The sequence below is a fragment of the Bacillus sp. V33-4 genome (genome assembly GCF_002860225.1).
Classification (GTDB): domain Bacteria; phylum Bacillota; class Bacilli; order Bacillales; family Cytobacillaceae; genus Bacillus_BJ; species Bacillus_BJ canaveralius.
On record NZ_PGVC01000019.1, the window covers coordinates 26,522 to 50,332 of the forward strand.

Consider the following 23,811-nt stretch of genomic DNA (forward strand, 5'->3'; position numbering starts at 1 on the left):
ATGTCCCCAAGAATCGGACTCGATTTACAAATCATTTTACAAGCGGCAACACAGATAGCTGATACAGAGGGAATCGAAGCAGTAACACTGGCTTCCCTGGCAAAAAAACTAAAGATTCGCCCACCCTCATTGTACAACCATGTGGATGGATTGCACGGATTGAGGAAAAAACTTGCCATCTACGGTTTGGAGCAGCTTTACAACCGGCTGGTGCAGGAGGCAATCGGGAGGTCAGGAGATGACGCGGTGCGGGTGCTTGGCAAAGAATATGTAGCTTTTGCCCGCAGTCATCCCGGATTGTATGAAGCAACTCTTCTTGCCCCTGACCCGCGGGATCCGGAGGTTCAGCAGGCAGGAAGCAAAATTGTTGATCTAGCTGTTCGTTTAATGAATGCGTACGGTCTGGAAGATGAAGCGGCAATTCATGCCGTCCGCGGACTGAGGAGTATTTTACACGGATTCGCTTCCCTTGAGCAAAGAGGCGGATTTGGAATTCCGCTTGACCTGGATGTTAGCCTCAGTTTATTAATTGATACCTTTATTTCTGGTATTCATTCAATGAAACAGAATGGGAAACTTCATTAATCATTAGAGTGGGAGAGGACCAACATGAATTTTTTGGTGTTTTTAATTCTTTTTACCGCAGGCTGTGGCTGGTTGGATGCAAGGATTCGTTCTGCTAAAAGAAAGGGGATCAATTAAATGTTTGCAGGTCATTTTGGAGTTGCCGTTGCTGTTAAAGCGAAGTCGCCGGAGGTGCCGCTTTGGGCACTTATGCTCAGTACCCAATTACTTGATGTGATTTTTGTGCCCCTTTTCCTGTTCGGGGAAGAAACAATTGTCCCCGTAGCTGGAAATGGATACGGCGGAAGTATGATTCAGGCTGAATACTCCCATTCATTAATAGGATCATTGGTGATATCCTTATTTTCAGGCCTTTTGGCCGCTCGTTTTTTGGGAAGGCGCGGGGGCCTTGTGATTGGATCTGTCGTGTTTAGCCATTGGCTCCTTGATTTATTGGTACATCGCCCGGACTTGCCGATTTTTCCCGGGAATGTTGGAAATCTCCCATTGTTAGGTTTTGGATTATGGAATTTCCCTATCTTCAGTATCATTGCCGAATCGATCCTGATCTCATTGGGAATTATTTTCTATTTTCGATCCATCGTATCGGGTACGAAAGGAAAAAATAGGGTTTGGGCCATTTCGGCTGGAGCGATATTAAGTGTATTGCTGGTCCTGTCGCTTGTTACAGATGTGCTTGGTGCGGCATGAACATAAGAAAAAAATAGTGAAAAGGAATTATCAACAATCCAACCTTCCAGAACGAGATCGGCAAAAACAAGCCTTTACAGAAAGGCTGCAAACCTTAGGAAAAGTGAACACTAATCGCATCTGGCCTCAATGAGTCTCTCAGGGCTTATAAGCAGGTTATTAACTGTGATAGAACTGAATCTTTCCTCAAAATGACGGATCCTCTTCAAATGTATTTGAGGATATGGGTACTTTTATATTTTACGTGGGTAAAAGGATACAGACCGAGGGAAACTTAATACATGCTGTTGAAGAACTTTAAATAATACAGAAACCCAAGCTCAATCAAAGGTTTGAATTATTTATCTATACACTAATTGACCTGCAAAACAAAGGCATAAAAGGCATCACCATGAGATAAGTGCGCTTCTTTCTCATCCATCCACCAAACACTATAAGCATAATAATAGATTCCTTTTTCTGCAGGCGCAGGGAACCGACTATTTTTAACAATGACTTCGGTCTCCTCGTTCTCATGTATCTGTGTGACATGGACTTGCGTTGGCTGCGGTTTATAATTCATTACAAATTTCACTTCTTCACCAGCAGTTACATTTATAGGTTGTTTTCCTTTCAACAGTTCAATTGGCCCTGCTGTATCAACGCATATGCTTTTACCTTTTCCGTTCCAGCAATAACTCCCCAACGCCGTCTCATAAGTTTCCGTCCCAATTTCAATCATCGCTTTTGGCGGTTTGTCCCCGACCATTCCATCGTTTGAACAACCTGCCAAAGTAATTAAAGTAAAAAAGAATGACACTATCCATTTATTCATTTAAAGCACCTCCTTTTTATAAATAAGACGTTCTAAATTTATTTAAGTTGCTAAAACATTTTCGTTCTTGCCTGAGCAAGTGTATTAGGAATATTTTATCATTTTTTAGAAAAATAAGGTTTTTTTGCAGTTATCAGGTTTCTAAGTTGCTCGTAGTGGATATTTATATATGTCTGAATATTTTTATAATGGAGGTAATGTATGAAACAGATTCGTTTCCTTGCTATTTGTGTTCTTCTAACCGGATTAATCTTCTCGTCTTTATTTTCACAGCCAAAGGCATCACTCTCATTGACTGAAATTGACCCCACTCTTCAGGAACTTCTTGAGAATCCTAAAAGCTCTGCACCCATTGAAGCTATCATCACTTATAAAAAAATGCCAGCCTTAACTGACCTCCAGCTTTTACAAACACTGGGCTTTCAAACAAAGGTTTTTGACAATTTACCTATGGTCGCTGTGAAAGGGAATGCAAGTCTAGTCAACAAGCTAATTAACACAGCGGAAAACAGTATACTATCAATCTATGCAAATAAAACATTGCAATACTTATTACGCGACAGCCGGGCACTGATCGGTGCTGAAGCTGTTTGGAACGACTTGGGTTACACTGGAAAAGGGGTAACCGTAGCTGTCATTGATAGTGGAATCGACGCTACCCACCAAGACTTAAAGTTCGGCGACAAAGTTATCCAGAATGTAAAATTCGCCGTTGGTGACCTGTTTGGAAATAAACCGGTTTATAATGAGAATCTCAGCAATACAGATACTTCTTCCGGGCATGGAACTCACGTAGCTGGCACCATTGCCGGAAGCGGAACTGCCAGCGACGGTCTTTACAAAGGAGTCGCACCTGACGCGAAGCTGGTCGGCCTCGGAGTCGGTGACGTCCTCAATATCCTCTGGTCGTTGGAAGCATTTGATTACGCCATTGAAAACCAAGAAAAGTACGGCATCGACGTCATCAGCAACAGTTGGGGCACTACCGGTGAATACAGTGCAAATGATCCAATTAACGTCGCGACAAAAAAAGCGCATGACGCCGGGATGACTGTTGTTTTCGCCGCTGGTAATGAAGGCCCGGATGACAACACCCTTAATCCATATTCAGCAGCACCATGGGTTATCAGTGTCGCCGCCGGCACAAAAGACAAACAATTGGCTGACTTTTCTTCAAGAGGAATAGCCGGTGATCAAGTAATTCATCCAGATATCACTGCTCCTGGAGTCGACATTGTCGCCACCCGGACAAAGACAGGCATTGTCATGAATGCGTTAGGCACCGTGACAGATATCAATTATATAGATCAGCAGCATTTGCCATATTACACGACATCAAGCGGAACAAGTATGGCGACTCCTCATATTTCAGGAGTGATCGCATTGATGGAGGAAGCGCAGCCATCATTGACTCCAGACATGGCCCTCGACCTGTTGACGCAAACGGCTGATCCAATGCCGGGCTATCAGCTGCATGAGGTTGGTGCCGGTTATGTAAATGCCTATAAGGCGGTTGAAAAGGCTGCAGCTGCACGATAATCGTCCATGCCACAAGCGAAACCCCTCGGAAACCTTTGTGAATCCGGGGGGTTGTTCTATATTGAGACACTATTTCGCCGAATAGAAACTCACTTACTCGGTCAAAATACTTGTTGAATAAATCTTAGGAAGCGAGGAGAACCAATGAAGGAAGTTTTACAACAAGTTAGAGACGATCTGGAGAACACATTTGCCCATCCTGGCTCAGCAAGCTTAGACGATTCTATCAGGCAGCTCGAAGAAGCTAGACAGCAATATGGCGACAGAGGCACGATGATTGAAGATGTGATCCGCTCAGTCACCCATGCAAGGAACGCCAGGGAACAGCTGGAACACGCCGGAGACATCTCTTCAACTGCAGCTTTCGGAGAAGCATTTGTGGCGCTGGACCAGGCCATTGAGTCCTACACGAACCCGGACAACGACCCGGTGTAACCACAAAAAACATCAGTCGTCTGGCCTCTTTTAGCTAAAACTGTGAAATGATTTATAATAACAGGGAATCCCAATCGGATTCCCTGTTTTATCTTCCTCGAGTATCTGCACCGCCGAGACCTGCGGGGTCCATTGCTTTTGTATCGCGGTATTAGTTGCGTCCCGATCCCGTCTCGCATTAGGAGTTTTACTGTATTCGACATCTCTATCCATGTTCCTCGCGTTTTTTAAGAGCTCATCATTGCCATTGCTCATCGTGTTCACCTCCACTCCTATTGTGTCCGGTTAATCGCATCTTATTTGTCTGGATTTTGGTGAATAGAAAATGGAATGGTCCTCCCTCTCATGTTGAAAGATTCTAAAACCGGACCGGCGGTTTTCTACTAACTCGATGAAAGCCTCCGTATAAAGGATTCCGTCTTGTCAGTTAGGTTATCGATGTGAGTATCGCCGCGCTGGCTTTGAGGAGGTTTTTTTAAATAGGATATATTCCATATAGTGGTATCGCTTAAATGAAACTGATTTTCGCGCAATTATTAATTTTTTCGCTTAAATCATGCCACTTTTCGCTTAATTCCTCTGAGTTTTCGCTTAAATACTCTGCATAGACCTGCTGATCAGTATAATTATGTATATATATGGATTAAAATGTAAATTTTCAGAGTTTTATAACAGCTATACGCCATAACTGATTATATTTCGCTTCCAAATTGATCAAAAAAGTGAGGTTTTTGAACAAAAATACAAAATTTTCGTGGATCTTGCGTATTTAAGAGGGTTTTTAGCTATCTTTTGATGAATGAGCTTATTTATTTTTTGCCCACTTTATGTTTATACCCCCATAATCACGGGTATAGAATAAATGTACGCTCATTCTAAACCAAAGGAGATGGTTTTCTTGAAAAAGAAACGTAACCAATGGAATCAAGAGAATGATGCAACCATCAATAGTCCGGGTGACGAGGTTGAGAGAAATCCCGAGATAAGTTTAACAGGAACAGTTATTAATCCAACATAAGCAATGAAAAAGTTTTTCCAATAGACAATCCCCTATTCCAGCTAGAGCAATAGGGGATTTCTTCGTATTCAGTCAACTTGGGGAAAATAATACGATGATAAAAGCGAAAAGAACTCTTGCATTTTATTGGAGGTTATATTATTAGTTATATCACCCGTCGTGTTAAGGACTACTTATTTCGGTTCTAATATAGGAAGTACGTTATTTTTAGTCTATATCTGCTTGGAGAGTTATGGAAGAACACTGAGAAAAAGACTATTCAGACTAGCAACATAACAACAAAAAGGGCAGTCTCTTCAACACCGAGACTGCCTTTTTATTACTTTATGCAAACAGGTTTGTTAACACAGGAACAACTTGTTTCTTGCGTGAGACAACTCCTTTTAAAAGAGCCGTATTGCTTTCTAATGTTACGTCAAAAGCTTCTTCCACTTTTGCAGCTGCAGAACCCAATGCGATTGCTGTTGAATCACTTTTTAAAATGTCTGTAACCACTAATAGGAATAAATCCAAGCCTTTTTCTTCAATGGTTTTAGACATTAGTTCTTCAATTTCAGTTTTCCGGGCAAGAACATCATCCACATCAATTGCATTTACCTGCGCAATTTCGACTTTGCTTTCACCCATATTAAATACTTTGGCATCAAGAGAGATGAGTTGGCTCGCTGTTTTATCACTTAAATCTGCTCCAGCCTTCAACATTGCCAAACCATACTCTTCAATATTAACACCAGCAATCTCTGCTAGTTCACGAGCTGCAGAAACGTCCTGATCGGTGCATGTTGGAGATTTGAATAGCAATGAATCAGAGATAATAGCGGACAACATAAGGCCGGCAATGTTCGCTTCTACTTCTACTCCGTTTTCTTTGTAAAGCTTATTTAAAATAGTGGTTGTGCAGCCGACTGGCTCAGCGCGATAGTACAAAGGATCTGCTGTTTCAAAATTAGCAATGCGGTGATGATCAATTACTTCTAATACGCGCACTTGATCAATATCGTCTGCACTTTGTTGGCGCTCGTTGTGGTCGACTAAAATAACTTCTTTTGCTTCACTGGACACGTTATCAACCAGGCGTGGTGATTCAGCGTTAAATTTTTCAAGAGCAAAGTTGGTTTCGCCACTAATATCACCTAAGCGAACAGCTTCAGCATTTACACCAAGCTTATTTTTTAAATGGGCATATGCAATCGCAGAACAAATTGTGTCTGTATCCGGATTTTTATGACCAAAGATTAGAATCTTTTCCATGATAAAATTCTCCTTTACTTTTCGATTTCCTAAATAGAATTGTAAATTATCCTGATTGAAAATCATAGTGAAAACCAAAGAACGGATATTAAATATTGCATTATTTGAGTTTAGCGTTCCAATATTCGTATATCCGTGAATGACTGGTTAAATAACTCACTTCTAAGCAAGAGGTTTCCCAACACATCTCTCTCATCCTCAGCTGTTATGATTACTTCAAGGACAGTCGCATTTCTATCCTTTACAACCACTTTATATTCGTTCATAATACCCACCACCTAATCGTCAATAATTGTATTATAATCCATTCTTGGTCTAAATGAATCAACACAACTTATAACATATGAACCACAATGATCGCGTTGCAAAAGAAAAAGATTAACCTCACCAAATGTTCTGTAAAAATGAAACTACCCACATGATTGCAAAAACGATACTCCCTATGAAGTATCGTCACTCGTTATTAATAAGCACTTATTTCTTTGAAGAAAACGCAGCCGGGTTTGGCACAAAGATGGGTAATACGTACATTATGGTCTCGGTCATGCAGTACAGTCATAGCTTACAGTTGCGTGAAGAAATTTATTTACTCAGAAGTAATTCTTAGGAAATAACCATCAGGATCTGCTATTTTAAATCCTCTCATGTCCCAAGGGTATTTTTCGATTTCCTCCTCAATCTGATAATTTTGTTCGCGACAACGTCTAAATACTTCTTCCAAACTATCTACGACAATAATTAACTCAAAATCATTCCCTTTTACAACACTTTTCGCCCGGTTATTAAAATAGTGATTTTCTCCTAACACAGCATCAGTGGTAAGCAATAAAGAGAAACAATCGTAATTAAAACGCCCACTTCTTTCACTTCTGCCGTAAAGCTCTAACCCGATTAAGTTTTGATAGAAATCCAATGATTTTTCAATATCTTTTACATATAACTCCACTCTAAAGAGAATGTTCATTATAATCACCTCCCCTTTTTATGTGGTTAAATTCGATTTAATTTCCGATATCCCTTCTCAATTATTTTATGATTATAGATTTGTCTTAATGATTTTTTTAGCCCAATGCGGAGTGTTCAATTGTTAGCTTTTCAATTATTTTGAATAAACAATTTTTTTGATCGTTTCTATTGAAAGGAAATATTCCTCGGCTAATTGATCAATCGACCGGCCATTTTTAAACGAATTTTTAATAGAGGCATTTCTCTCATCAATCAACTTTCTTCCTCCAGAACGTGTACCCCATCTTTGTAATTACTTTCTTCTACAGCCGACTGTATGGAGGATAACTCGAATTTTATAGTAAATTATTTTGACGCCCTAAGTCTGACTAGGCGTCTTTATTTGTTTGGCTTTGAAGTATATGTTGTTTCCCCTATTCTAAAGTATTAACACCTCCAATTGAACATCGTTTTTTCCCATAGCTACATTTATATATAATGCAATGTAAAAATGATACTCATGTACAGGCACCAACCGTTACGTTTTTGGATAAGCTGAATACAATGTGTTATAAAAAGGAGGTGGAAATCTTATGGCACAACAAATTATTGTCGCGCCTGGCCAGTCGATACAAGCAGCCATCAATGCGGCGAACCCCTTTGACACCATTCGTGTATTGCCAGGTACGTACACCGAAACTATTAATATTAATAAAACGATTCAATTATTGGGTGCCCAAGCTGGTGTTGATGCCAGAACACGCACGGGTGCACCGGGAACAGAGTCAATTATCACTGGTTCAACCGCTTCGGGCGGAACGGTTCAGTTGACTGCTGACAATGCTGTTTTTGATGGTTTTACAGTACAGGGCAATACCCTGACAGCCGGTGTGGCTACATCCAGTGCTGCATCAGGTTATTGGGTACTGAATAATATCAGTCAGGATAATGTTATTGGCATGTTTATTGGTTCCAATGGAGCAACAGAAACACAAATAAGGCAAAATGTAATCTTTAATAATAATCGCCCAGGAGCTTCCACGGGGACCGGTATCTATTCTGATACTGGAGCCTCAAATGTTTTGATAGAAAGCAATCGCTTTGCCGGTCCCCATCAAACTTCTTCTATCACTTTTATAAACGCCTCAGATTTAGTAATAACGCGAAATGAACTGCTTACTGATAACTCATTAAGTTTATTTGGAACGACGAATGTGGAAGTAGCGTGTAATACAATCACCAACTCTACTGAATCCGGGATTTTCTTTGGGGGTGGAACGAACCTGACCGATGTTTACAACAATATCGTCCAGAATAGCGGCTCGAGCGGGATAAACGTTTTCGATGTAGGATTTGGTACCAACACGAATATTCGCGCAAAAAATAATAATATACAGAATAATGCGGGCGCAGGTCTGAATATTCAACCGGGCGCGTACGACGATGTATCGGGCAGAAGGCTGGATGCAACGAATAACTGGTGGGGTAGTCCGACCGGGCCTACAAGTCCCGCCAATCCTGGAGGAACAGGAGATGAGGTAAATGATCCGGACAATGTAGCTGAAATTACACCTTTCTTACAAGCGCCACCCAACCCATGCTCTGCAGATTTAGCTTGCCTGCAGCAACTTGCGGCTACACAGCAGGCTTTGACTGCTACTCAACAAGCGTTTGCTGCTTTACAGCAGGCATTTATTTCTTTACAGCAGACACTCGCGCTTGTCAGACAACAACTGGCCGTTTGCATGGGCCAATTCAGGAACAAACCTGACTGTCCTAAGCGCAAAAAAAATAGCTGTAAGAGCTGCCAGCACTAAAGCACTAATGCAAATTGCATTTCTATATGTAGCTGCGAATATATCCAATATTACTTTTCCTCTTTAAATTGCCCAATTGATGATAGTACAGCGCCAGTTGCTTGTATCCAACTACCACTGACTTTTAATAATTGACCGTTCTCATGTTCTTTAAGATGTTTATACATCTTATTTTTCTGTTCCAGGTCTTTTATGCCTCCTAAAGCCTGCATTGAGTTTCCTATAGATTGCAGCAAGTTACCGATAATGTTATATGATTGACCTGGAGCGATATTATCTTCGAGCTCGTCTGAAAGCGCGACTGCTCCTCCCAGCGCTTGTATCCAGTTCCCTGTAATGATTAATTTTTGTTCTGTCACTTTTTCAAAATCAATAGCCATACCAGCAATAACGATAACATTCCCAATTGCCTGAATTTCATTTCCTACCTTTTCAAAGGATATTTCTTCTTGCCCGTCAGCTTGTAAGGCAGTTCCCACTGCCTGCAAGACATTGCCGATTAAATCTAAATCGTTTTGCAAATCACTTTTTATAAAGTTCGATGGTGTACTTGCTATCGCGGAAATAATTGTTCCCACGGCTGCTATCACTGAACCAAAAATTTCTTTCGTTTGATTATCCATATTATTCTACCCACCAATAAGTGCTTATGAAATTATATTCATGTTGGTGTTCTAACGTCATTGACATATGGCTTCGATCAAACGAACATGTGAAAGCATTGTTCGCAAGGAAAGACCCGGTTCTATAACACCTAATGTGGAGGGAAAGTAGAAATTTTGCAACAGAGAAATTAAAATTCGGCTTAATGGCAATTCAGTTTAGCCAAGTAAAAAAGACTTTATTGCATAAGACAATAAAGTCACTTAAACAACGCTGTCACTCATGAATAAACAATCTAAATATGATGACCTTTTGATATAACAAAGGTCTGCTTTCATGCATTATTCACCAAAATCGACATTGTGGTACACTTGTTGAACATCTTCTAAATCTTCTAATGCATCAATCATTTTTTCAAACTTTTCCTGTGCATCTTCTGGAAGTGTTAAATCATTTTGTGCGAGCATTGTCAATTCCGCCACTGTAAAGTCAGTTATACCAACATTCTTGAATGCTTCTTGCACTGCATGGAACTGGTCCGGATCAGCATAAACGATAACCGCTTCGTCTTCCTCCAAAATGTCACGCACATCTACATCTGCTTCCATTAATAACTCAAGCACTTCATCGGCTGTTTTATCTTCGACGCCGATGACAGCCGTTGCATCAAACATATAAGCCACAGACCCACTGACTCCCATGTTACCACCGTTCTTGCCAAATGCAGCACGCACATCTGATGCGGTACGGTTCACGTTATTTGTCAAAGCATCAACAATGACCATGGATCCATTTGGCCCGAAGCCTTCATAACGAAGTTCGTCATAGCTTTCTTCTGAGCCGCCTTTCGCTTTTTCAATCGCGCGGTCAATTATCGTTTTTGGCACACTGTACGTTTTTGCACGCTCAAGTACAATTTTTAATGCCTGATTTGATTCCGGATCAGGCTCACCTTGCTTTGCTGCTACATATATTTCGCGCCCAAACTTTGCATATACACGACTCGTATTTGCATCTTTTGACGCTTTTTTTTCCTTAATATTGTTCCACTTACGGCCCATACCGAACACTCGCTTTCAACTTTGAATCTTCACAATAATATAAGCTTCTTCCATGCAACTCTTCGAATAACTATAAGATGATATGTCACTGAAAAATAAAAACTGTATACCACTGCATTGCAACTATATTATACCTTAACTACATGTTTTTTTTCGAGCATAAAATACAATAACACAATCAGGCTTCATGTTGAGTAGCAAGGAATAAAGCTGTTTCACTTTACAACATTTTCACTGGTTTCGTCAGCTACAACAAAAGCAATCCTGCTTAATGGGAGCTATAATAATCAACAAAATGTTGCTAGCTAATCGAGAATCCAAATCATCCCCAGTTTCTTCCTCTATCCAGTCCTTATTGAACTTCCCTGTATCGGTCACCAGTCAAGCAGCTTAATAACGCATCTGTAGTTAAACAATGTCAATGATTAATATGCTTTAGCCCAACCACTTATCAACTATAGGTCCCGTTAGCTTAGTAAAATCAGTATTAATAACCAGTCGCCATTTCAAGTGGAATAACACTAATTTGACTAGGAAATATAGCAAAATCACTCCAAAGAATTAACGTATTGGGCAAAGAAGGCTTTGATAATAGGTATCATTACGTTTTATTTTTTATGTATATAGAATATTGTAGAGTTTATAATGGTAGAGTTTGCAATAGTCCTGCCAACCTCTTGACAGTTTACAGTTTGAAATTTTGTTGCATCAACTGATTCATACAATAATTGATGTATACCATCTACTGAACGAATCGCCACTAGGGCATCTGGATTTGTATCATATACTCTTTTTAGAACCTTCTCTTTATTTGGAACGAGACTAGCAATCCAAACAAGATCATGGTGATCATAATCATATGAGGCTCCATCCCTTAAAATATAGCTTGACTCCCTACCAGGATATAAATTTTGTACGATCCCCTTTCCTAATTTATATGCTTGTCTGTCAATATCTATACAAGTCATTTCTGCGTCCAACTCTTTTTCTAATAGTATCGGACTTAAAGGTAGAGGACCAGTTCCTACGAATGCGAACGAGTTAAACTCGGTTTTGATCTTTTTTAACTGTCTTATTTCAGTTTTAATGAGTTCTACATAGTTACTCCAATAAATGAATGAACTAAAATCAAGGACAGATTCTACCTTTCCACTAAATCTATTAGCATAATAATTTTCCATTAAGGTTTCAGCAATCATCAATTTTTCCAGCATTTGATTTCTAATGGATTTAATATCATCATGATTAAGGATTTCTTCTGCTACAAATTGTTGTAAAGGTTGAGAAACAGTAGCGACTAATTCACATAAGGTCCGGTTAATTGTTTTATTATAGGGTGATAAATCTTGTTCCGTTATTAAAATACTAAATGCCTCTTTATACTGACTAATTATCTTTTCCTGTAGCTTAGCTAATTCTAATGTTTTCAACCTATGCACTCCTTTTTGAAAAAATTGTTTGATTTAGCTTTGGAATATACATTGCTAAACATAATGAACGGGCTAGACTGAATAATATAAAGGCGAACCATAAACCATGATTTAAAAGACTGGGTACCAGAACATATAAACTCAACAAAAAAACAATTAGTGAGTAAATCATTGAATTTCGAATTGGTGCTGCATTTGCTGCCCCAGTAAAGACACCATAAAGAATTAAACCAAGACCCGCGGTAAGTGGAAATAACATAACCCATAATTCATAGGATTTAGTTACCTCGAGGACGCTATCAATTTGAGTAAATAAGGGAAAAATGTAACCCTTCAATAACCAATACGTCCCCGAAATTAATATTGAAGAGATCGCGGCCCACTGGCAAGAAAGTGAAAATGCTTTCTTATACAAAGACTCATTTTTTGAACCTACTGCTTGTCCTACAAAGATACTTGACGCATTTGCGAAGCCATCAAAGACATAAGCCAAAATATAATGCACTTGAATAAGAATTGCATTTGCTGCTAGCACCTCTGTTCCAAATGAAGCACTCTTAGCTGTAAATACATTAAAGACAATAAGCAGGCATACGGTTCGTATGAGCAAATCTCTATTCATCAACAGCATTTTCCTTAAAGGCACAGGGTCAATGATATCTTTTAGGGATGGAAAGGATATCTTATAAGGTGATGCTCTTAAAACAAGCAATATACCCAGACTAAAAGTTGATATTTCAGCAATCAATGTGGCTACGGCTACTCCAGATACCCCCCAATGAAAAACTTTTACAAAAACCACATCAAGCACTATATTTACCAGATTTAAAAAAATTTGAAGGTACAAAGACACTTTTATTCGGGACAAGCCCATTAACCATCCTAAAATAACAAAATTCATTAAAGTAAAAGGGGCACCCCAGATTCTGATCGAAAAGTAATCGGATGCAAAGCTTCTTACATCTGCTGAAGGATTAATAAATGATAATGCCAATAACTCAATTGGCTGCTGTAATAACACAAACATTATTCCAACAATTAAAGCGACTACAACTGGCCTTGTTAAAACGAGTACACCTTCTCTTACATTATTCGCCCCAAATGCTTGAGCAGCGAATGCTGAAGTGCTTACGCGTAAAAAACCAAATAACCAATACATTGTATTAAATATGATTGTCCCTACAGCGACTCCACCTATATAAGCAGGATCTGGTAACTGTCCAACAACAGCCATGTCCACCAAACCCAATATCGGTGTCGTAATAGTCGAAATGACTAGCGGAATGGCTAATGCTAGATAAGAACGGTGATTCACTAAACTTCCTCCTTATGAATCAAAGATGTTAAGTAATTCTTTCGTATAGAAATGTCTTTCATTTAAAAACAATTCCTCCCTCCGGCATTGATCGATAATGTTTCCTTGTTTCATTACCATAATATGTTGGCTCATAAAATTAACAGCAGCAAGATCGTGGGAAATGAACAAATAAGAAAGACCTAGTTTTTTTTGTAAATCTTTTAATAAATTTAAAATGTGTGCTTGTATTGATACATCTAAACTAGCTGTTGGCTCATCTAAAATAATAAGGGAAGGTTCTATACTTATAGCCCTTGCGATAATAACCCTCTGTTTTTGGCCTCCGCTTAACTCATGTGGGTAGTAAGATAAGTAATTGGATGGAATATTAACCATGTTCAAGAGGTACTCCGCAACTTTCCTTCTGTTATTACGTATTCCTGTTAAAAAAGAAGGTTGAACTTCTCTTTGAAAATCCAAAGGTTCCATCAATGAGTCGATAATCTTTAATTTGGGATTTAAAGAGGCGGTAGGATTTTGAAAAACTGCCTGCATGTCTTTTCTAACTATTCTCATATGTTCTTTTTTTAATAGATGTAATGGTTTATCATTAAACCAAATCTCACCTTGATCTATATTTTCCAGAATTAGCAGGCACCTAGCTAATGTACTTTTGCCGCTTCCGCTTTCCCCCACCAACCCGATGCATTCCCCTCTGTTTATCTGTAAAGACACCTTATTCACTGCAGTAATACCACTTGCAAATTGTTTAGTAATGTTTCGAGCTTTCAAAACCGTTTTCCCAGCTAAACCCATAACACCACCGCCCATTAATAAGTTGCCTCCTGTTTCACAGTATTAGGTAAAAGACGGACTGGCGTTTCCCTTAATTTAGGTACAGCGGAAAAAAGCTGTTTTGTATACAAATGTTGCGGTTGTTTTATAATTGTCTTTTTATCTCCAAATTCAACAATTTCTCCTCGGAGGATAATCGCCAGATTACTGGCATATTTACGTACATGCCGTAGATCATGTGTTATAAACAAAACAGCACTTTTTGTTTGTTTTGTTAATTCAGCAATGAGTTCAAGTACCTTTGCTGCAGTCAAACTATCCAGAGCAGTGGTTGGTTCATCTGCAATCAATAATTTTGGTTTTAATATAGTTGCCATCGCAATGGCTGCTCGTTGGAGCTGTCCCCCACTTAGTTGAAAAGGATAGCTTTTGTATACCCGTTTTTCGGAAAGATGTACGTTCTTAAGTGATAATAAGGCACATTCTTTTCTTTCATTCTTTGACATACCGGTGTGTGTCTTCAGCATTTCGTCAAATTGTTTGCCAATTGTCATAAAAGGTGTAAAAGCCCCTTGATAATCCTGAAAGATGTACGCAATCTCCTTCCCCCGTATCTTTTGAAATTCTTTCTCTGAAAATCTGGTTATCTCTTGATCATCCAAAAAAATCTTTCCCGATAAAACCATTAATTCAGATGGTAAAAGACCGCCAATGGCGGACGCCATTACACTTTTCCCGCTTCCGCTCTCTCCCACTAAGGCCAGCCACTCTCCCTCTTGAACCGTAAGATTAACTTGGTCTAAAATCGTGCTATCCCGATGTTTTACCGTTAGGTCTTTTATCGTCAAGATATTCATGAAACCTCTCCTTTTTGATATTTAACATCAAAATGGTCTCTTATATAATCTCCGATCAAATTTGCAATTAGGACTACAAACATAATGAACAGTCCCGGGATGATCATTAGATGAGGCGCATTATAAAAAAATGCTTTCCCTTCGTTCAGCATAGCCCCCCATTCAGGAGTCGGTGGTTGTGCGCCTAGACCAATATAAGAAAGCGATGCAATCATAAGAATGATTTTACCAATGTCCAGGGTGGCCAAAACCATCACATTTCCTATTATGTGTGGAATCATGTGTCTTCGAAAGATGTCAATAGAGCCGAGTCCATTAATTTTTCCCATCGTAATATAATCTCTATGTTTTAGGGACAGGACTGTACTTCTAGCTAATCTAGCATAACCAACCCATTTTACAACTATAATTGCGAATACTAGATTTAACGTTCCCGGTCCTAACAACCCACTTAATACTATAGCTGCAATATAGTCCGGAAAGGCCATAAAAGCATCCACCATTTTCATAAAGAACCGGTCAATTTTCCCACCAACATAACCAGACAGAATCCCAATCGGTACTCCAATAGATAATGAGATTGAACAAACAAACAAACTTGTTCCCACAGTTGTATGTACCCCTACTAAAATGCGAGAAAAGACATCTCTCCCCAGATGGTCCGTCCCTAATATATGTTCTGAACTAATTGGCTTCAATCTCTCGCCCATATCGACATTTATCGGGTCGTAGGGGGCAAAAAACGGTGCCAGAAGTAAGAACGTTATAAACAGAGTCAATAATATAATTCCAAATTTAAATTTAGGAAGGATAAAGGTTGTTATTTGTTTCAACTGTGGTCTGCCTCCTTAAATCTAATTTCCGGATTAAGATATCGATAAGAAAGATCTACTATTATGTTAATTATGACAACAAACATACCCATAAACAGAATGTAGCCCTGTATAATGGGATAATCTCTTCGAACAATGGCCTCCACTACTAACTCTCCAATTCCCGGGTAAGCGAACAAAACTTCAATAATTACTGTTCCTCCCAGCAAACTTCCCAGACTTACACCAAAAATCGTGATTACTGGAGTAAGACTGTGACGAAGTGCATGAAAAAAAAGTATCCTTTTTCTGCTAAGCCCCCGAGCTTTCGCTGATCGTATGAAGTCTTGTCCTAGAGTCTCCAATAAACTTGAGCGTAATAATCTAACATACACCGCAGACATCCCAAGTCCTAATGTTAGGGAAGGAAGAATCAAGTGACTAAATGTCTCTTTCCCCATTGATGGGAAAATCCCGAACTTAACAGAAAATAGTTGGATAAAGAGCAGTCCTAACCAAAAGCTGGGTAGGGAAGCACCTAATAAAGCCAGTAATCTGCTGAAATGATCTATCCATTTATTTTTGTGTAGTGCTGCTAAAATCCCTATCGGACCAGCGATTAGTACCATTACTATAAGAGAAGTGAAGGTGAGAATTAGAGTTGCTGGAAATCTTTCCGCCAGTTCAACTAATACAGGCTGATTGGTCATATAGGAATAACCTAGATCGAATGCAAAGAAATTCTGCAGCCACCTCCAATATTGTATATATATTGGGTCATTAAATCCGAATTCATTTCGCAGTTCCTCTATTTGTTCTTCCGATATTGCAATATCATCTATGTTAAGTACGTACCTGACAGGATCACCCGGGGCCATTTTCATAAAAACGAAGCTTATGAAAGAAAGCAACAATAGGAACAAGACGAGTTCAAACAGCCGTTTGGCTAAATGTTTCACTTTTCCCTCACGCCTAGTTCGTTAGTCAAGGCATAATATTCACTTTTACTTGTTATCCAGCCGTCCACATAATCTTTGTATGCTACAAAATTATTAGGATGAACGAGAAATGAATGGAGTGTTTCCTTATCAATAGTGATAATCGCTTGCTTGGCTATTTCGTTTCTTTTCTCTTCTTCCACTGCAAGATTTAATTCACTTATAACGTTGATAAGCTTATCATTCTGAATTTGACCGGGATTAATGGCACCACCGGGCATATACGTCGAATTAAGGAAGAAACTTGCATCCCCTCTAGGAGAAGTAATCATACTGTAGGTAGCCAGATCCCAATGTTCGTTTTTCGCTAAATATTCATCAATGTTATCTACTTGTTGAATATTGATGGTGATACCAAGTTTCTTTGCATTAGATTGCAGGAGTTGCGCTATTAAAGGAAGTTCTGGTCGGTATGAGTAAGTTAGTAAGTTAAGCGAAAGAGGTTTACCATCCTTGTTTGCCTTTCCATTTTCAATTTCGTATCCTGCCGCTTCTAGATGCTTTTTTGCGATATGTAAGCCAAATGGCTCTTCTTCAGAGGCAGGGGCAAAAGGAAAATCTGACAAGAATGGTCCTGATGCGATTGTCGCTTGACCTGCCATTATGCTTTCCACCACTTCTTTTCGATCAATCAAAGCGTCGAAAGCTTTTCTTACATTCTGATCAGCTAATGATTCTTTGGAAGTGTTGTACATTAGGAGATGAGTTCGTAAGCTAGGAACCACATTCGTAACGATTGTTTTATCGCTTTTTAAAGATTCAATGCTTTCAATGGCTGGACGATAAACAATATCTGCATCCCCTGATTGCAGAGCCAATGTGCGGGCATTTGCATCTTCGTTAAAAGTTAAAATTGCACGATCAAGCCTTGCTCGCCCATCCCAATATGCGTCATATCTCTCTAATTCCAATTTGCTATTTGCATCAAATGAAACAACCTGAAACGGCCCCGTTCCAATCGGTCTTTGATCAAAATTAGATTCACTTACGTCAATGATAGCTGTATTGGGATGGACCAGTTCAGAAGGCAAATGTGGCAAAGGCTGTTCGGTTTTTATAGTTAAGATTTGTCCCTCGGCAGTTAACGATTGGATTTTCAGAGAATTCTTAATAGCTTCGCTAACTTTTATATTTCTCTCTAACGAGGATTTAACAGCTTTTGCATTAACCTTTTTTCCATTTTGAAATGTCACATTGTCTCTAATTCTAAACACCCATGACTGTCCGTTATCCTCAGTTTTCCATTCTTCTGCAAGCCAAGGTTCCAATTCTAATTCCTCGTTTATCTTAACAAGGGTTTCTGCTACCCCTGCCCTCACTGGAGTGTAATTTAAATGCGGATCCAATGTTTCACTCGGGAAGTTGGAGAGAAACGTTAACTCTTGCTTGTTTTTGTTAACTTTCCTTCCTTCCATCACACTTGCAGATGAACATGCAGATAGAACTAGGAGAAAAATAGTGACCAATAATGTCATTCGTATTTTCTTTTTTGACATAGTGCGCTCCTCCGTAATCGAAATTATTACGATTTAAATTGTATAACACGAGAATGATAATAAACATGTGTTTGATAATTGGATATAATAAAAAATTGTTTTAAGGCAGTCCCTTCTAGTTCAACTCCTTCCATTACTTTTTATAAATCGTTATAATTACGATTTATAACTATCACTTAAACAATGGTAAATCATTATAATTTAAATTTAAATGGGAAAAAAATATCATTTTTGATCGGTTCACTACTCCTCTTTCATTTTTATCATTTGTTTTGATAATGTAATTAAGGAGAATTTTAATTTGAAGGTGTCATAAATAATTTATTTTTACGAACAACATCATTATAGGTAGACGAAATCAAAAAAATTTTGCCGCTATTTTTTAAATCATTTACTTATTGGTTACATTACCCTTAGGAGGTGAAAAAAGTGGATCAAGAAAAAGATGACGTCCAGGAAAAAATAAATGTTGAATTGGGTAACATGGGCTTGTACGGAACTACTTCCAATACAGAAATTGCCGGCTACGAAGCTTCGGGTGATATTGAAAATGCCGGGAGGCTGGATAAAGGTTTCAGAAAAGAAGAAGGACATAGGGGTGCAACAGCTTCACTTAAAGGAAAACATCAGCGAGATTGATCAATAAGCATATACTTGACATCGTATTGAATCAATTTGAATTATTACTGGATCGAAAGGTTTGGATGGCCAACGTTATATCGGGAAACGCGCAACTCACCTGATCCAGTTATGGACAGGTGTTTTTTTATTCATAAAAACTTACCAATAAGAGGAGCCATCCCATAGATAGCGGGAGATTAACTCTTGATTGATGTTGACACCTATGCCAATTCCGCTCGGGATTTGAACGATCCCATTGCTGGGTTGTATATTGATCAGTTCGGAAAATGCATTTTCCATGACATCCCACTCTACTGGTTCAATGTCTGTTTCATCCATTTTACTCGACGGAGACAAGCATGATTGGCTGAATATCGTGTACAACCTTGATAAGGCTCCATCATACGCATGCGGCGACACCCTTGTTCCAAAATGACGCGCGAGCTGTAAAGTATCCCGGAAATCATCGATTCCATTTGCATGCATTAGATCCGGTTGAATAATGTCTAAAGCATTTTCACATAAAAACGGCACAAATTGCTTCGCACCCTTCATATTTTCTCCACCGCCAATCGGCACCGAAAGGACTGTGCGCAGCAGTTTCAGCTCCTCCATGTTATCCAAAGGCAGTGGCTCTTCAAACCAAAGCACATTTGACCATTTGGAAAAATGACGCTCCCACTTACGCGCAGTTGCCACATCATAACTTTGGTTTGCATCCATGATGATCGGCAATTTTCCCTCAATCATGTCCTGCAGTGAATGAATATGAGATTCGTCTTCTTGCAGCGTCCTTCCGCCTATTTTTACTTTTATTTTATTAAAACCTTGTGTAATTGTTTGTTCAATAGATTTCAGTGAGTGATGCATCCAATCCTTCCTGTCGGCATACGATTGGAAAGAGGCATAAACTGGTACACTGTCTCGATAGCTTCCTCCCCACAGCTCACACACAGATAGGTTTGCGCTTTTAGCTGCTATTTCCGTTAAAGCCATACTCACTGCTGTAGCTGCCCTTTGATGCCACTTCTTTATCGTATTGACTAGCTGCAAACGATGATAAACAGACTTTCCGATTAAATAAGGAGTGATCCGCTCTTTAAATCCGAGATGCAATGCAGGCAACCAATCAATGCATTCTCCCCAACCATCTACACCGGAGTCTGTAATGATATGGATCAAATAGCAGGTTCTGTAATTCTTATATCCGTTTGCATCACCATAAGGTTGCGAAATTTTGTAAAGCAACGGAAAAGTTTCGATTTTTTTAATTTGCATTGATGATCCACCTGCTTTGATTTTATTACATCTTTTTAGATGATAACATTATGCCTTGTTGGCATATTCACGGTTTCAGATGTTTCCTTAATTTCGTACTAACTTTCTTAATATTTGTCGCCCATACCGGTTTCATTCTTTCAAAAAAACAAAATCCCAAAGTTATATCATTCAGGCCATACATGGTTTTACTAATTATAATCAGTCCATACCTTTGTATACAAACAACTTTAAAGAAAAAGAGGGTGCTCCAACAGCCAGGTTTTGGGATACCCTCTTTTGATATAATTGTCGACCAATTAATTAAAAAACAAGCTCTAAAAATGGTGGAGTTAGTCCCGCATTTAAATAAGAACCGGCTGATAAATACCAGTCAGTTTTCACTCAATCTCTTAAGTCGCAGAAACATCAAGGGAAGAATGCTTTTTCTTAATAGTCTTTGTTGAAAAGTACAATATAATAAAACTAACAACGACCGCCGCTGTTACAGCAGAAATTACAAGGGCGCTCACTTGGGTCCATACTCCGATTAAAGACAAAAATGCCGGAATAGTGGCAGTTAACCATGATTGAATCATAGTCACCCATCCTGTAAACCGACCAATGTCTTTATTCAAAGCAAGCAATCGGAAAAATAAAAACCAAAGGAATGACCACATTAGCCAGATGATTCCAAACTTGTAGTCATTAAAATGGATGAAGGTTACTATTGAATATCCGACAGCCATGATTGAAACCCATAGCGAGTACCACCCGAAACCCGTTGCATCTAAATCGCATAAATTGTTAATACCGACGTATAGATATGTGAAGCCAAATAAAAAAGTTCCAGACGCTTGCAAGATTGTCCATGAATCGTGAGGATTGGAAATAATGACATAGATCGGAGTAATCACCTGCAACGAGCCCACAAATAAGTTGAACACACCTGCACTTTTTCCTTCGACTTTCCCAAGCAACATCAAGCCATTAACAAAAAGTACCGCGCCGACATACAGCAAGCCAACATTGGACATACTTCACACCTCTTTTTTATATATGAAAGAAAAAAAGAGCGGAGCGACATAAAATTAATCGTGCGTCTGCATTTTGTCGAGATAATATGCACTGCCTGTTACATAAATTTTTTTCATTTGCATCGCTCCACCGCTATTTTACCTCAGTTGTATCTTTAGCTAGTTAAACCCTTCATCAGCCATGTTTTTCTATTGTGAGCTGATCTGCTGATTTTCTAACAATAAATTCAACGTCATTTTCTCCTAACGTTAGTGAATGCAACTCCCTCGCTAATTGAATTTCTACTTGTTTTCTAAAGACACGTTTTAATTCTCTAGCTCCATATTGGCGGCTAAATCCTTTTTTGATTAACCAATCCTTGGCTCCTTCCTCTAATCCAACCCGACATCGGTGTTTTTGAAGCCGCTTATTTAAATCACTTATTAGCAGATCAATCATTTTATCCAATGCGTCCTCATCTAACCATTGGTAAACAACAGTTTCATCAATTCTGTTCAAGAATTCCGGGGCAAAATGTTTTTCCAATTGACGATTGACAACTTCCTTTAATGAATTGGTCCCGTACTTCATCGAATAAAATAATCGCGTGACCTTAGCTTTAAAATTAGGTTCCCCAAATTCAAAAACAGTCCTTGAACCAATATTGCTAGTCATGAAAATGATCGAATTGCGAAAATTAATTTCGGCCTCACCCGATGTTAAACGTAAAATCCCGTTGTCAAAAACGTTTAACAAGGCTTGAACAACTGCCTGGTCAGCTTTTTCCACTTCATCAAATAAAACTATCCCGGGCTTTCCAAAAGTCCCCTCAACCTTACCTTTATTAAAGATTGTGGATCCCTCTTTACTGCCGGCATAGCCAGGTGGAGCGCCTGAAAATGCAGCGGCGTAATGTTCTTGCGCCAAAGTATTCATATCAATCCTGTTGTATTGGTCTTTGTCGCCGTGCATAACTTCAGCCAATAGTTCAACAATTGCTGTTTTACCAACACCTGTAGGGCCAACCAACAACGAAATAAAACGAGGGCGGTTTTGTTCAGAAATGTCGGACCAAGTAATACGCAATATATTTTCCACAAGAGCTAGGGCCTCATCTTGCCCGAATATTCTTTCCCGCAAGGCACTTACAATCTCATCTACATCAAAACGAAATCTGGTTTGAAGTTTTCGCTCGGGTGATACGGACAGATTATGAAGGGAATCTTCTTTCTTACTGCCCTCGGCACCGTTTAAAGATTGCAATCGATCAGTAATGTAAGGCATTCGTTGCACCTCCTAAGATCACTTTCAGTAGAGCCAGATAGGAAAAGTCCCATCTGACTCGGTAGTAAAGTGGATGCCCTTTAACGAATGCCTGCTTCCTTTTCCTTTCCTTCATGCGGGATTCCCTCGATTGGGCATTGGGCTGTCCCAATTGTTTTCCTTGTCATTTGTTCGACGTTTTCCTGTGCTTTCTTTGCATCCAAAACCCATGTACGGTAGAAGTCAAATGGGCAATCAGCAATACCTTTGTCGCCTTCACCTGATTGCAGGATTCCGGTATATCCTCTGTGGAGCAACTTAAACAGATGGTTTTGTGATTGCCAGTTGGCTCTTGCATCACGAATTTGTGAGACGGACAGTTCCGCATATTGAATCCCATTTTCTTCAGTTCCACAGGCTCCCAGAGTGCCACCGTCAAACCCAATAATCGAAGAGTGGCCAAAGTAGGAGTACACACCATCAAAACCGGTAGCATTTGCAACAGCTACATAAGATGTATTCATCCAAGCCATCGTTTTCGCTACCATCACTTGTTGTTCCTTCGATGGATACATATAGCCTTGACAACGAACAATCAATTCGGCACCCTTCATCGCACAGTCTCGCCAAATTTCAGGGTAATTGCCGTCATCACAAATAATTAAACTGATTTTTAATCCTTTAGGACCTTCTACAACATGTGTTGAATTACCGGGGTACCATGGTTCGATTGGATTCCAAGGTAGAATTTTACGGTACTTTTGAACGATTTCACCTTTGTTATTCATAAGTATTAATGTGTTATATGGAGTTTTATTTGGATGGTCTTCATGTTGTTCACCTGTTAAGGAAAAAACGCCCCATACGTTAGACTTTCGACACGCTTGAGCAAAAATCTCTGTTTCTTCTCCGGGGATAGTAGTTGCTGTTGCATACATTTCTTCCTGATCATACATGATGCCCATGGTACTGTACTCAGGAAAAACCACTAGATCCATACCCGGAAGCCCCTTTTTCATTCCGGCAATCATATCGGCAATGTTGTGGCAGTTTTCCAAAACCTCCGCCTTCGTGTGCAGCCGAGGCATTTTGTAGTTCACAACAGCCACACCTGCAGTATCATTCGTACTTGTAATATCACCGTGTCTCATAAAAGATTCCCCTCTTCATCATTTTTTTGTGTATATTCACTACACAATAATGTTTATTG

24 protein-coding genes and 1 pseudogene are annotated in these 23,811 nt (G+C 39.3%); 6 read left to right on the plus strand and 19 right to left on the minus strand.

Going from position 1 to position 23,811, the window contains the following annotated elements:
* A complete protein-coding gene (locus CVD23_RS07520; RefSeq protein WP_101665630.1) occupies window positions 1-585 on the plus strand; it encodes a TetR/AcrR family transcriptional regulator in 585 nt (194 codons plus the stop codon).
* A gap of 117 nt (window positions 586-702) precedes the next feature.
* Window positions 703-1,275: a permease gene (locus CVD23_RS07525; RefSeq protein ID WP_101665631.1), complete on the plus strand. Its 573-nt coding sequence runs from the start codon at window positions 703-705 to the stop codon at window positions 1,273-1,275.
* Between the two features lie 352 nt (window positions 1,276-1,627).
* On the opposite strand, the gene CVD23_RS07530 is transcribed toward CVD23_RS07525, so the two are convergent.
* Complete coding sequence (locus CVD23_RS07530) at window positions 1,628-2,089, minus strand: hypothetical protein (protein ID WP_101578846.1); 462 nt, start codon at window positions 2,087-2,089, stop codon at window positions 1,628-1,630.
* A gap of 201 nt (window positions 2,090-2,290) precedes the next feature.
* Between CVD23_RS07530 and CVD23_RS07535 the strand changes: the two genes are divergently transcribed.
* Complete coding sequence (locus CVD23_RS07535) at window positions 2,291-3,628, plus strand: S8 family serine peptidase (protein WP_101665632.1); 1,338 nt, start codon at window positions 2,291-2,293, stop codon at window positions 3,626-3,628.
* Between the two features lie 144 nt (window positions 3,629-3,772).
* Window positions 3,773-4,063 carry a hypothetical protein gene (locus tag CVD23_RS07540; RefSeq protein ID WP_101578848.1) on the plus strand — a complete coding sequence of 97 codons (291 nt, stop codon included), beginning with the start codon at window positions 3,773-3,775 and terminating at the stop codon, window positions 4,061-4,063.
* Between the two features lie 30 nt (window positions 4,064-4,093).
* On the opposite strand, the gene CVD23_RS07545 is transcribed toward CVD23_RS07540, so the two are convergent.
* The 5 genes and pseudogenes from CVD23_RS07545 to CVD23_RS22380 all read right to left on the minus strand — a co-directional run.
* Window positions 4,094-4,318 (minus strand): hypothetical protein, encoded by a 225-nt coding sequence (locus tag CVD23_RS07545; RefSeq protein WP_101665633.1) that lies wholly within the window; start codon window positions 4,316-4,318, stop codon window positions 4,094-4,096.
* A 1,087-nt stretch (window positions 4,319-5,405) separates the two neighbouring features.
* Window positions 5,406-6,332, minus strand: coding sequence for a manganese-dependent inorganic pyrophosphatase (locus CVD23_RS07550; protein ID WP_101665634.1), 927 nt, complete (start codon window positions 6,330-6,332; stop codon window positions 5,406-5,408).
* A gap of 110 nt (window positions 6,333-6,442) precedes the next feature.
* Complete coding sequence (locus CVD23_RS21890; protein WP_180955592.1) at window positions 6,443-6,598, minus strand: hypothetical protein; 156 nt, start codon at window positions 6,596-6,598, stop codon at window positions 6,443-6,445.
* Between the two features lie 320 nt (window positions 6,599-6,918).
* A complete protein-coding gene (locus CVD23_RS07555; protein ID WP_101665635.1) occupies window positions 6,919-7,296 on the minus strand; it encodes a VOC family protein in 378 nt (125 codons plus the stop codon).
* A 135-nt stretch (window positions 7,297-7,431) separates the two neighbouring features.
* A pseudogene (locus tag CVD23_RS22380) lies at window positions 7,432-7,584 on the minus strand (hypothetical protein); the annotation flags it as partial.
* Between the two features lie 286 nt (window positions 7,585-7,870).
* Between CVD23_RS22380 and CVD23_RS07560 the strand changes: the two are divergent.
* On the plus strand, window positions 7,871-9,094 hold the full coding sequence (locus CVD23_RS07560; RefSeq protein ID WP_101665636.1) for a right-handed parallel beta-helix repeat-containing protein: 1,224 nt from the start codon (window positions 7,871-7,873) through the stop codon (window positions 9,092-9,094).
* 50 nt (window positions 9,095-9,144) lie between these two features.
* Here the strand turns inward: CVD23_RS07560 and CVD23_RS07565 are convergent, their stop codons facing one another.
* From CVD23_RS07565 to nikA, 9 genes are all read right to left on the minus strand, one after another.
* The gene (locus tag CVD23_RS07565) at window positions 9,145-9,717 is read right to left on the minus strand and encodes a DUF6944 family repetitive protein (protein WP_101665637.1); all 573 of its coding nucleotides are present in this window, start codon (window positions 9,715-9,717) and stop codon (window positions 9,145-9,147) included.
* Window positions 9,718-10,038: 321 nt separating this feature from the next.
* On the minus strand, window positions 10,039-10,758 hold the full coding sequence (locus tag CVD23_RS07570) for a YebC/PmpR family DNA-binding transcriptional regulator (protein WP_101578853.1): 720 nt from the start codon (window positions 10,756-10,758) through the stop codon (window positions 10,039-10,041).
* A gap of 608 nt (window positions 10,759-11,366) precedes the next feature.
* The gene (locus tag CVD23_RS07575) at window positions 11,367-12,188 is read right to left on the minus strand and encodes a nicotianamine synthase family protein (RefSeq protein WP_101665638.1); all 822 of its coding nucleotides are present in this window, start codon (window positions 12,186-12,188) and stop codon (window positions 11,367-11,369) included.
* Between the two features lies 1 nt (window position 12,189).
* Window positions 12,190-13,503 (minus strand): MATE family efflux transporter, encoded by a 1,314-nt coding sequence (locus tag CVD23_RS07580; protein ID WP_101665639.1) that lies wholly within the window; start codon window positions 13,501-13,503, stop codon window positions 12,190-12,192.
* A gap of 12 nt (window positions 13,504-13,515) precedes the next feature.
* Window positions 13,516-14,316, minus strand: coding sequence for an ABC transporter ATP-binding protein (locus CVD23_RS07585; protein ID WP_257988122.1), 801 nt, complete (start codon window positions 14,314-14,316; stop codon window positions 13,516-13,518).
* Window positions 14,316-15,137, minus strand: a complete 822-nt coding sequence (locus CVD23_RS07590; RefSeq protein WP_101665640.1) for an ABC transporter ATP-binding protein — start codon at window positions 15,135-15,137, stop codon at window positions 14,316-14,318. The genes CVD23_RS07585 and CVD23_RS07590 overlap by 1 nt, the downstream gene beginning before the upstream one ends.
* Complete coding sequence (gene nikC, locus CVD23_RS07595) at window positions 15,134-15,970, minus strand: nickel transporter permease (RefSeq protein WP_374702620.1); 837 nt, start codon at window positions 15,968-15,970, stop codon at window positions 15,134-15,136. The genes CVD23_RS07590 and nikC overlap by 4 nt, the downstream gene beginning before the upstream one ends.
* Window positions 15,967-16,908 carry a nickel ABC transporter permease gene (gene nikB / locus CVD23_RS07600; protein ID WP_101665641.1) on the minus strand — a complete coding sequence of 314 codons (942 nt, stop codon included), beginning with the start codon at window positions 16,906-16,908 and terminating at the stop codon, window positions 15,967-15,969. Before nikB ends, nikC begins: the two co-directional genes overlap by 4 nt.
* A complete protein-coding gene (gene nikA, locus CVD23_RS07605; protein WP_101665642.1) occupies window positions 16,905-18,443 on the minus strand; it encodes a nickel ABC transporter substrate-binding protein in 1,539 nt (512 codons plus the stop codon). The genes nikB and nikA overlap by 4 nt, the downstream gene beginning before the upstream one ends.
* Before the next feature lie 429 nt (window positions 18,444-18,872).
* Between nikA and CVD23_RS07610 the strand changes: the two genes are divergently transcribed.
* Window positions 18,873-19,082: a hypothetical protein gene (locus CVD23_RS07610; RefSeq protein WP_101578860.1), complete on the plus strand. Its 210-nt coding sequence runs from the start codon at window positions 18,873-18,875 to the stop codon at window positions 19,080-19,082.
* Window positions 19,083-19,223: 141 nt separating this feature from the next.
* Here CVD23_RS07610 and CVD23_RS07615 read toward each other — a convergent pair whose 3' ends face one another.
* From CVD23_RS07615 to CVD23_RS07630, 4 genes are all read right to left on the minus strand, one after another.
* On the minus strand, window positions 19,224-20,342 hold the full coding sequence (locus CVD23_RS07615; RefSeq protein WP_101665643.1) for a mandelate racemase/muconate lactonizing enzyme family protein: 1,119 nt from the start codon (window positions 20,340-20,342) through the stop codon (window positions 19,224-19,226).
* Window positions 20,343-20,734: 392 nt separating this feature from the next.
* On the minus strand, window positions 20,735-21,358 hold the full coding sequence (locus CVD23_RS07620; protein WP_101578862.1) for an AmiS/UreI family transporter: 624 nt from the start codon (window positions 21,356-21,358) through the stop codon (window positions 20,735-20,737).
* Between the two features lie 175 nt (window positions 21,359-21,533).
* Window positions 21,534-22,622, minus strand: a complete 1,089-nt coding sequence (locus tag CVD23_RS07625; protein ID WP_101578863.1) for an AAA family ATPase — start codon at window positions 22,620-22,622, stop codon at window positions 21,534-21,536.
* Between the two features lie 80 nt (window positions 22,623-22,702).
* A complete protein-coding gene (locus CVD23_RS07630; RefSeq protein WP_101578864.1) occupies window positions 22,703-23,752 on the minus strand; it encodes an aliphatic amidase in 1,050 nt (349 codons plus the stop codon).
* Window positions 23,753-23,811 lie beyond the last annotated feature (59 nt).

Coding starts and splice junctions, on each gene's coding strand:
- CVD23_RS07520 (WP_101665630.1), top strand. CDS start 1: ATGTCCCCAAGAATCGGACTCGATTTACAAATCATTTTACAAGCGGCA.
- CVD23_RS07525 (WP_101665631.1), top strand. CDS start 703: ATGTTTGCAGGTCATTTTGGAGTTGCCGTTGCTGTTAAAGCGAAGTCG.
- CVD23_RS07530 (WP_101578846.1), bottom strand. CDS start 2,089: ATGAATAAATGGATAGTGTCATTCTTTTTTACTTTAATTACTTTGGCA.
- CVD23_RS07535 (WP_101665632.1), top strand. CDS start 2,291: ATGAAACAGATTCGTTTCCTTGCTATTTGTGTTCTTCTAACCGGATTA.
- CVD23_RS07540 (WP_101578848.1), top strand. CDS start 3,773: ATGAAGGAAGTTTTACAACAAGTTAGAGACGATCTGGAGAACACATTT.
- CVD23_RS07545 (WP_101665633.1), bottom strand. CDS start 4,318: ATGAGCAATGGCAATGATGAGCTCTTAAAAAACGCGAGGAACATGGAT.
- CVD23_RS07550 (WP_101665634.1), bottom strand. CDS start 6,332: ATGGAAAAGATTCTAATCTTTGGTCATAAAAATCCGGATACAGACACA.
- CVD23_RS21890 (WP_180955592.1), bottom strand. CDS start 6,598: ATGAACGAATATAAAGTGGTTGTAAAGGATAGAAATGCGACTGTCCTT.
- CVD23_RS07555 (WP_101665635.1), bottom strand. CDS start 7,296: ATGAACATTCTCTTTAGAGTGGAGTTATATGTAAAAGATATTGAAAAA.
- CVD23_RS07560 (WP_101665636.1), top strand. CDS start 7,871: ATGGCACAACAAATTATTGTCGCGCCTGGCCAGTCGATACAAGCAGCC.
- CVD23_RS07565 (WP_101665637.1), bottom strand. CDS start 9,717: ATGGATAATCAAACGAAAGAAATTTTTGGTTCAGTGATAGCAGCCGTG.
- CVD23_RS07570 (WP_101578853.1), bottom strand. CDS start 10,758: ATGGGCCGTAAGTGGAACAATATTAAGGAAAAAAAAGCGTCAAAAGAT.
- CVD23_RS07585 (WP_257988122.1), bottom strand. CDS start 14,316: ATGGGCGGTGGTGTTATGGGTTTAGCTGGGAAAACGGTTTTGAAAGCT.
- CVD23_RS07590 (WP_101665640.1), bottom strand. CDS start 15,137: ATGAATATCTTGACGATAAAAGACCTAACGGTAAAACATCGGGATAGC.
- nikA (WP_101665642.1), bottom strand. CDS start 18,443: ATGTCAAAAAAGAAAATACGAATGACATTATTGGTCACTATTTTTCTC.
- CVD23_RS07615 (WP_101665643.1), bottom strand. CDS start 20,342: ATGCAAATTAAAAAAATCGAAACTTTTCCGTTGCTTTACAAAATTTCG.
- CVD23_RS07620 (WP_101578862.1), bottom strand. CDS start 21,358: ATGTCCAATGTTGGCTTGCTGTATGTCGGCGCGGTACTTTTTGTTAAT.
- CVD23_RS07625 (WP_101578863.1), bottom strand. CDS start 22,622: ATGCCTTACATTACTGATCGATTGCAATCTTTAAACGGTGCCGAGGGC.
- CVD23_RS07630 (WP_101578864.1), bottom strand. CDS start 23,752: ATGAGACACGGTGATATTACAAGTACGAATGATACTGCAGGTGTGGCT.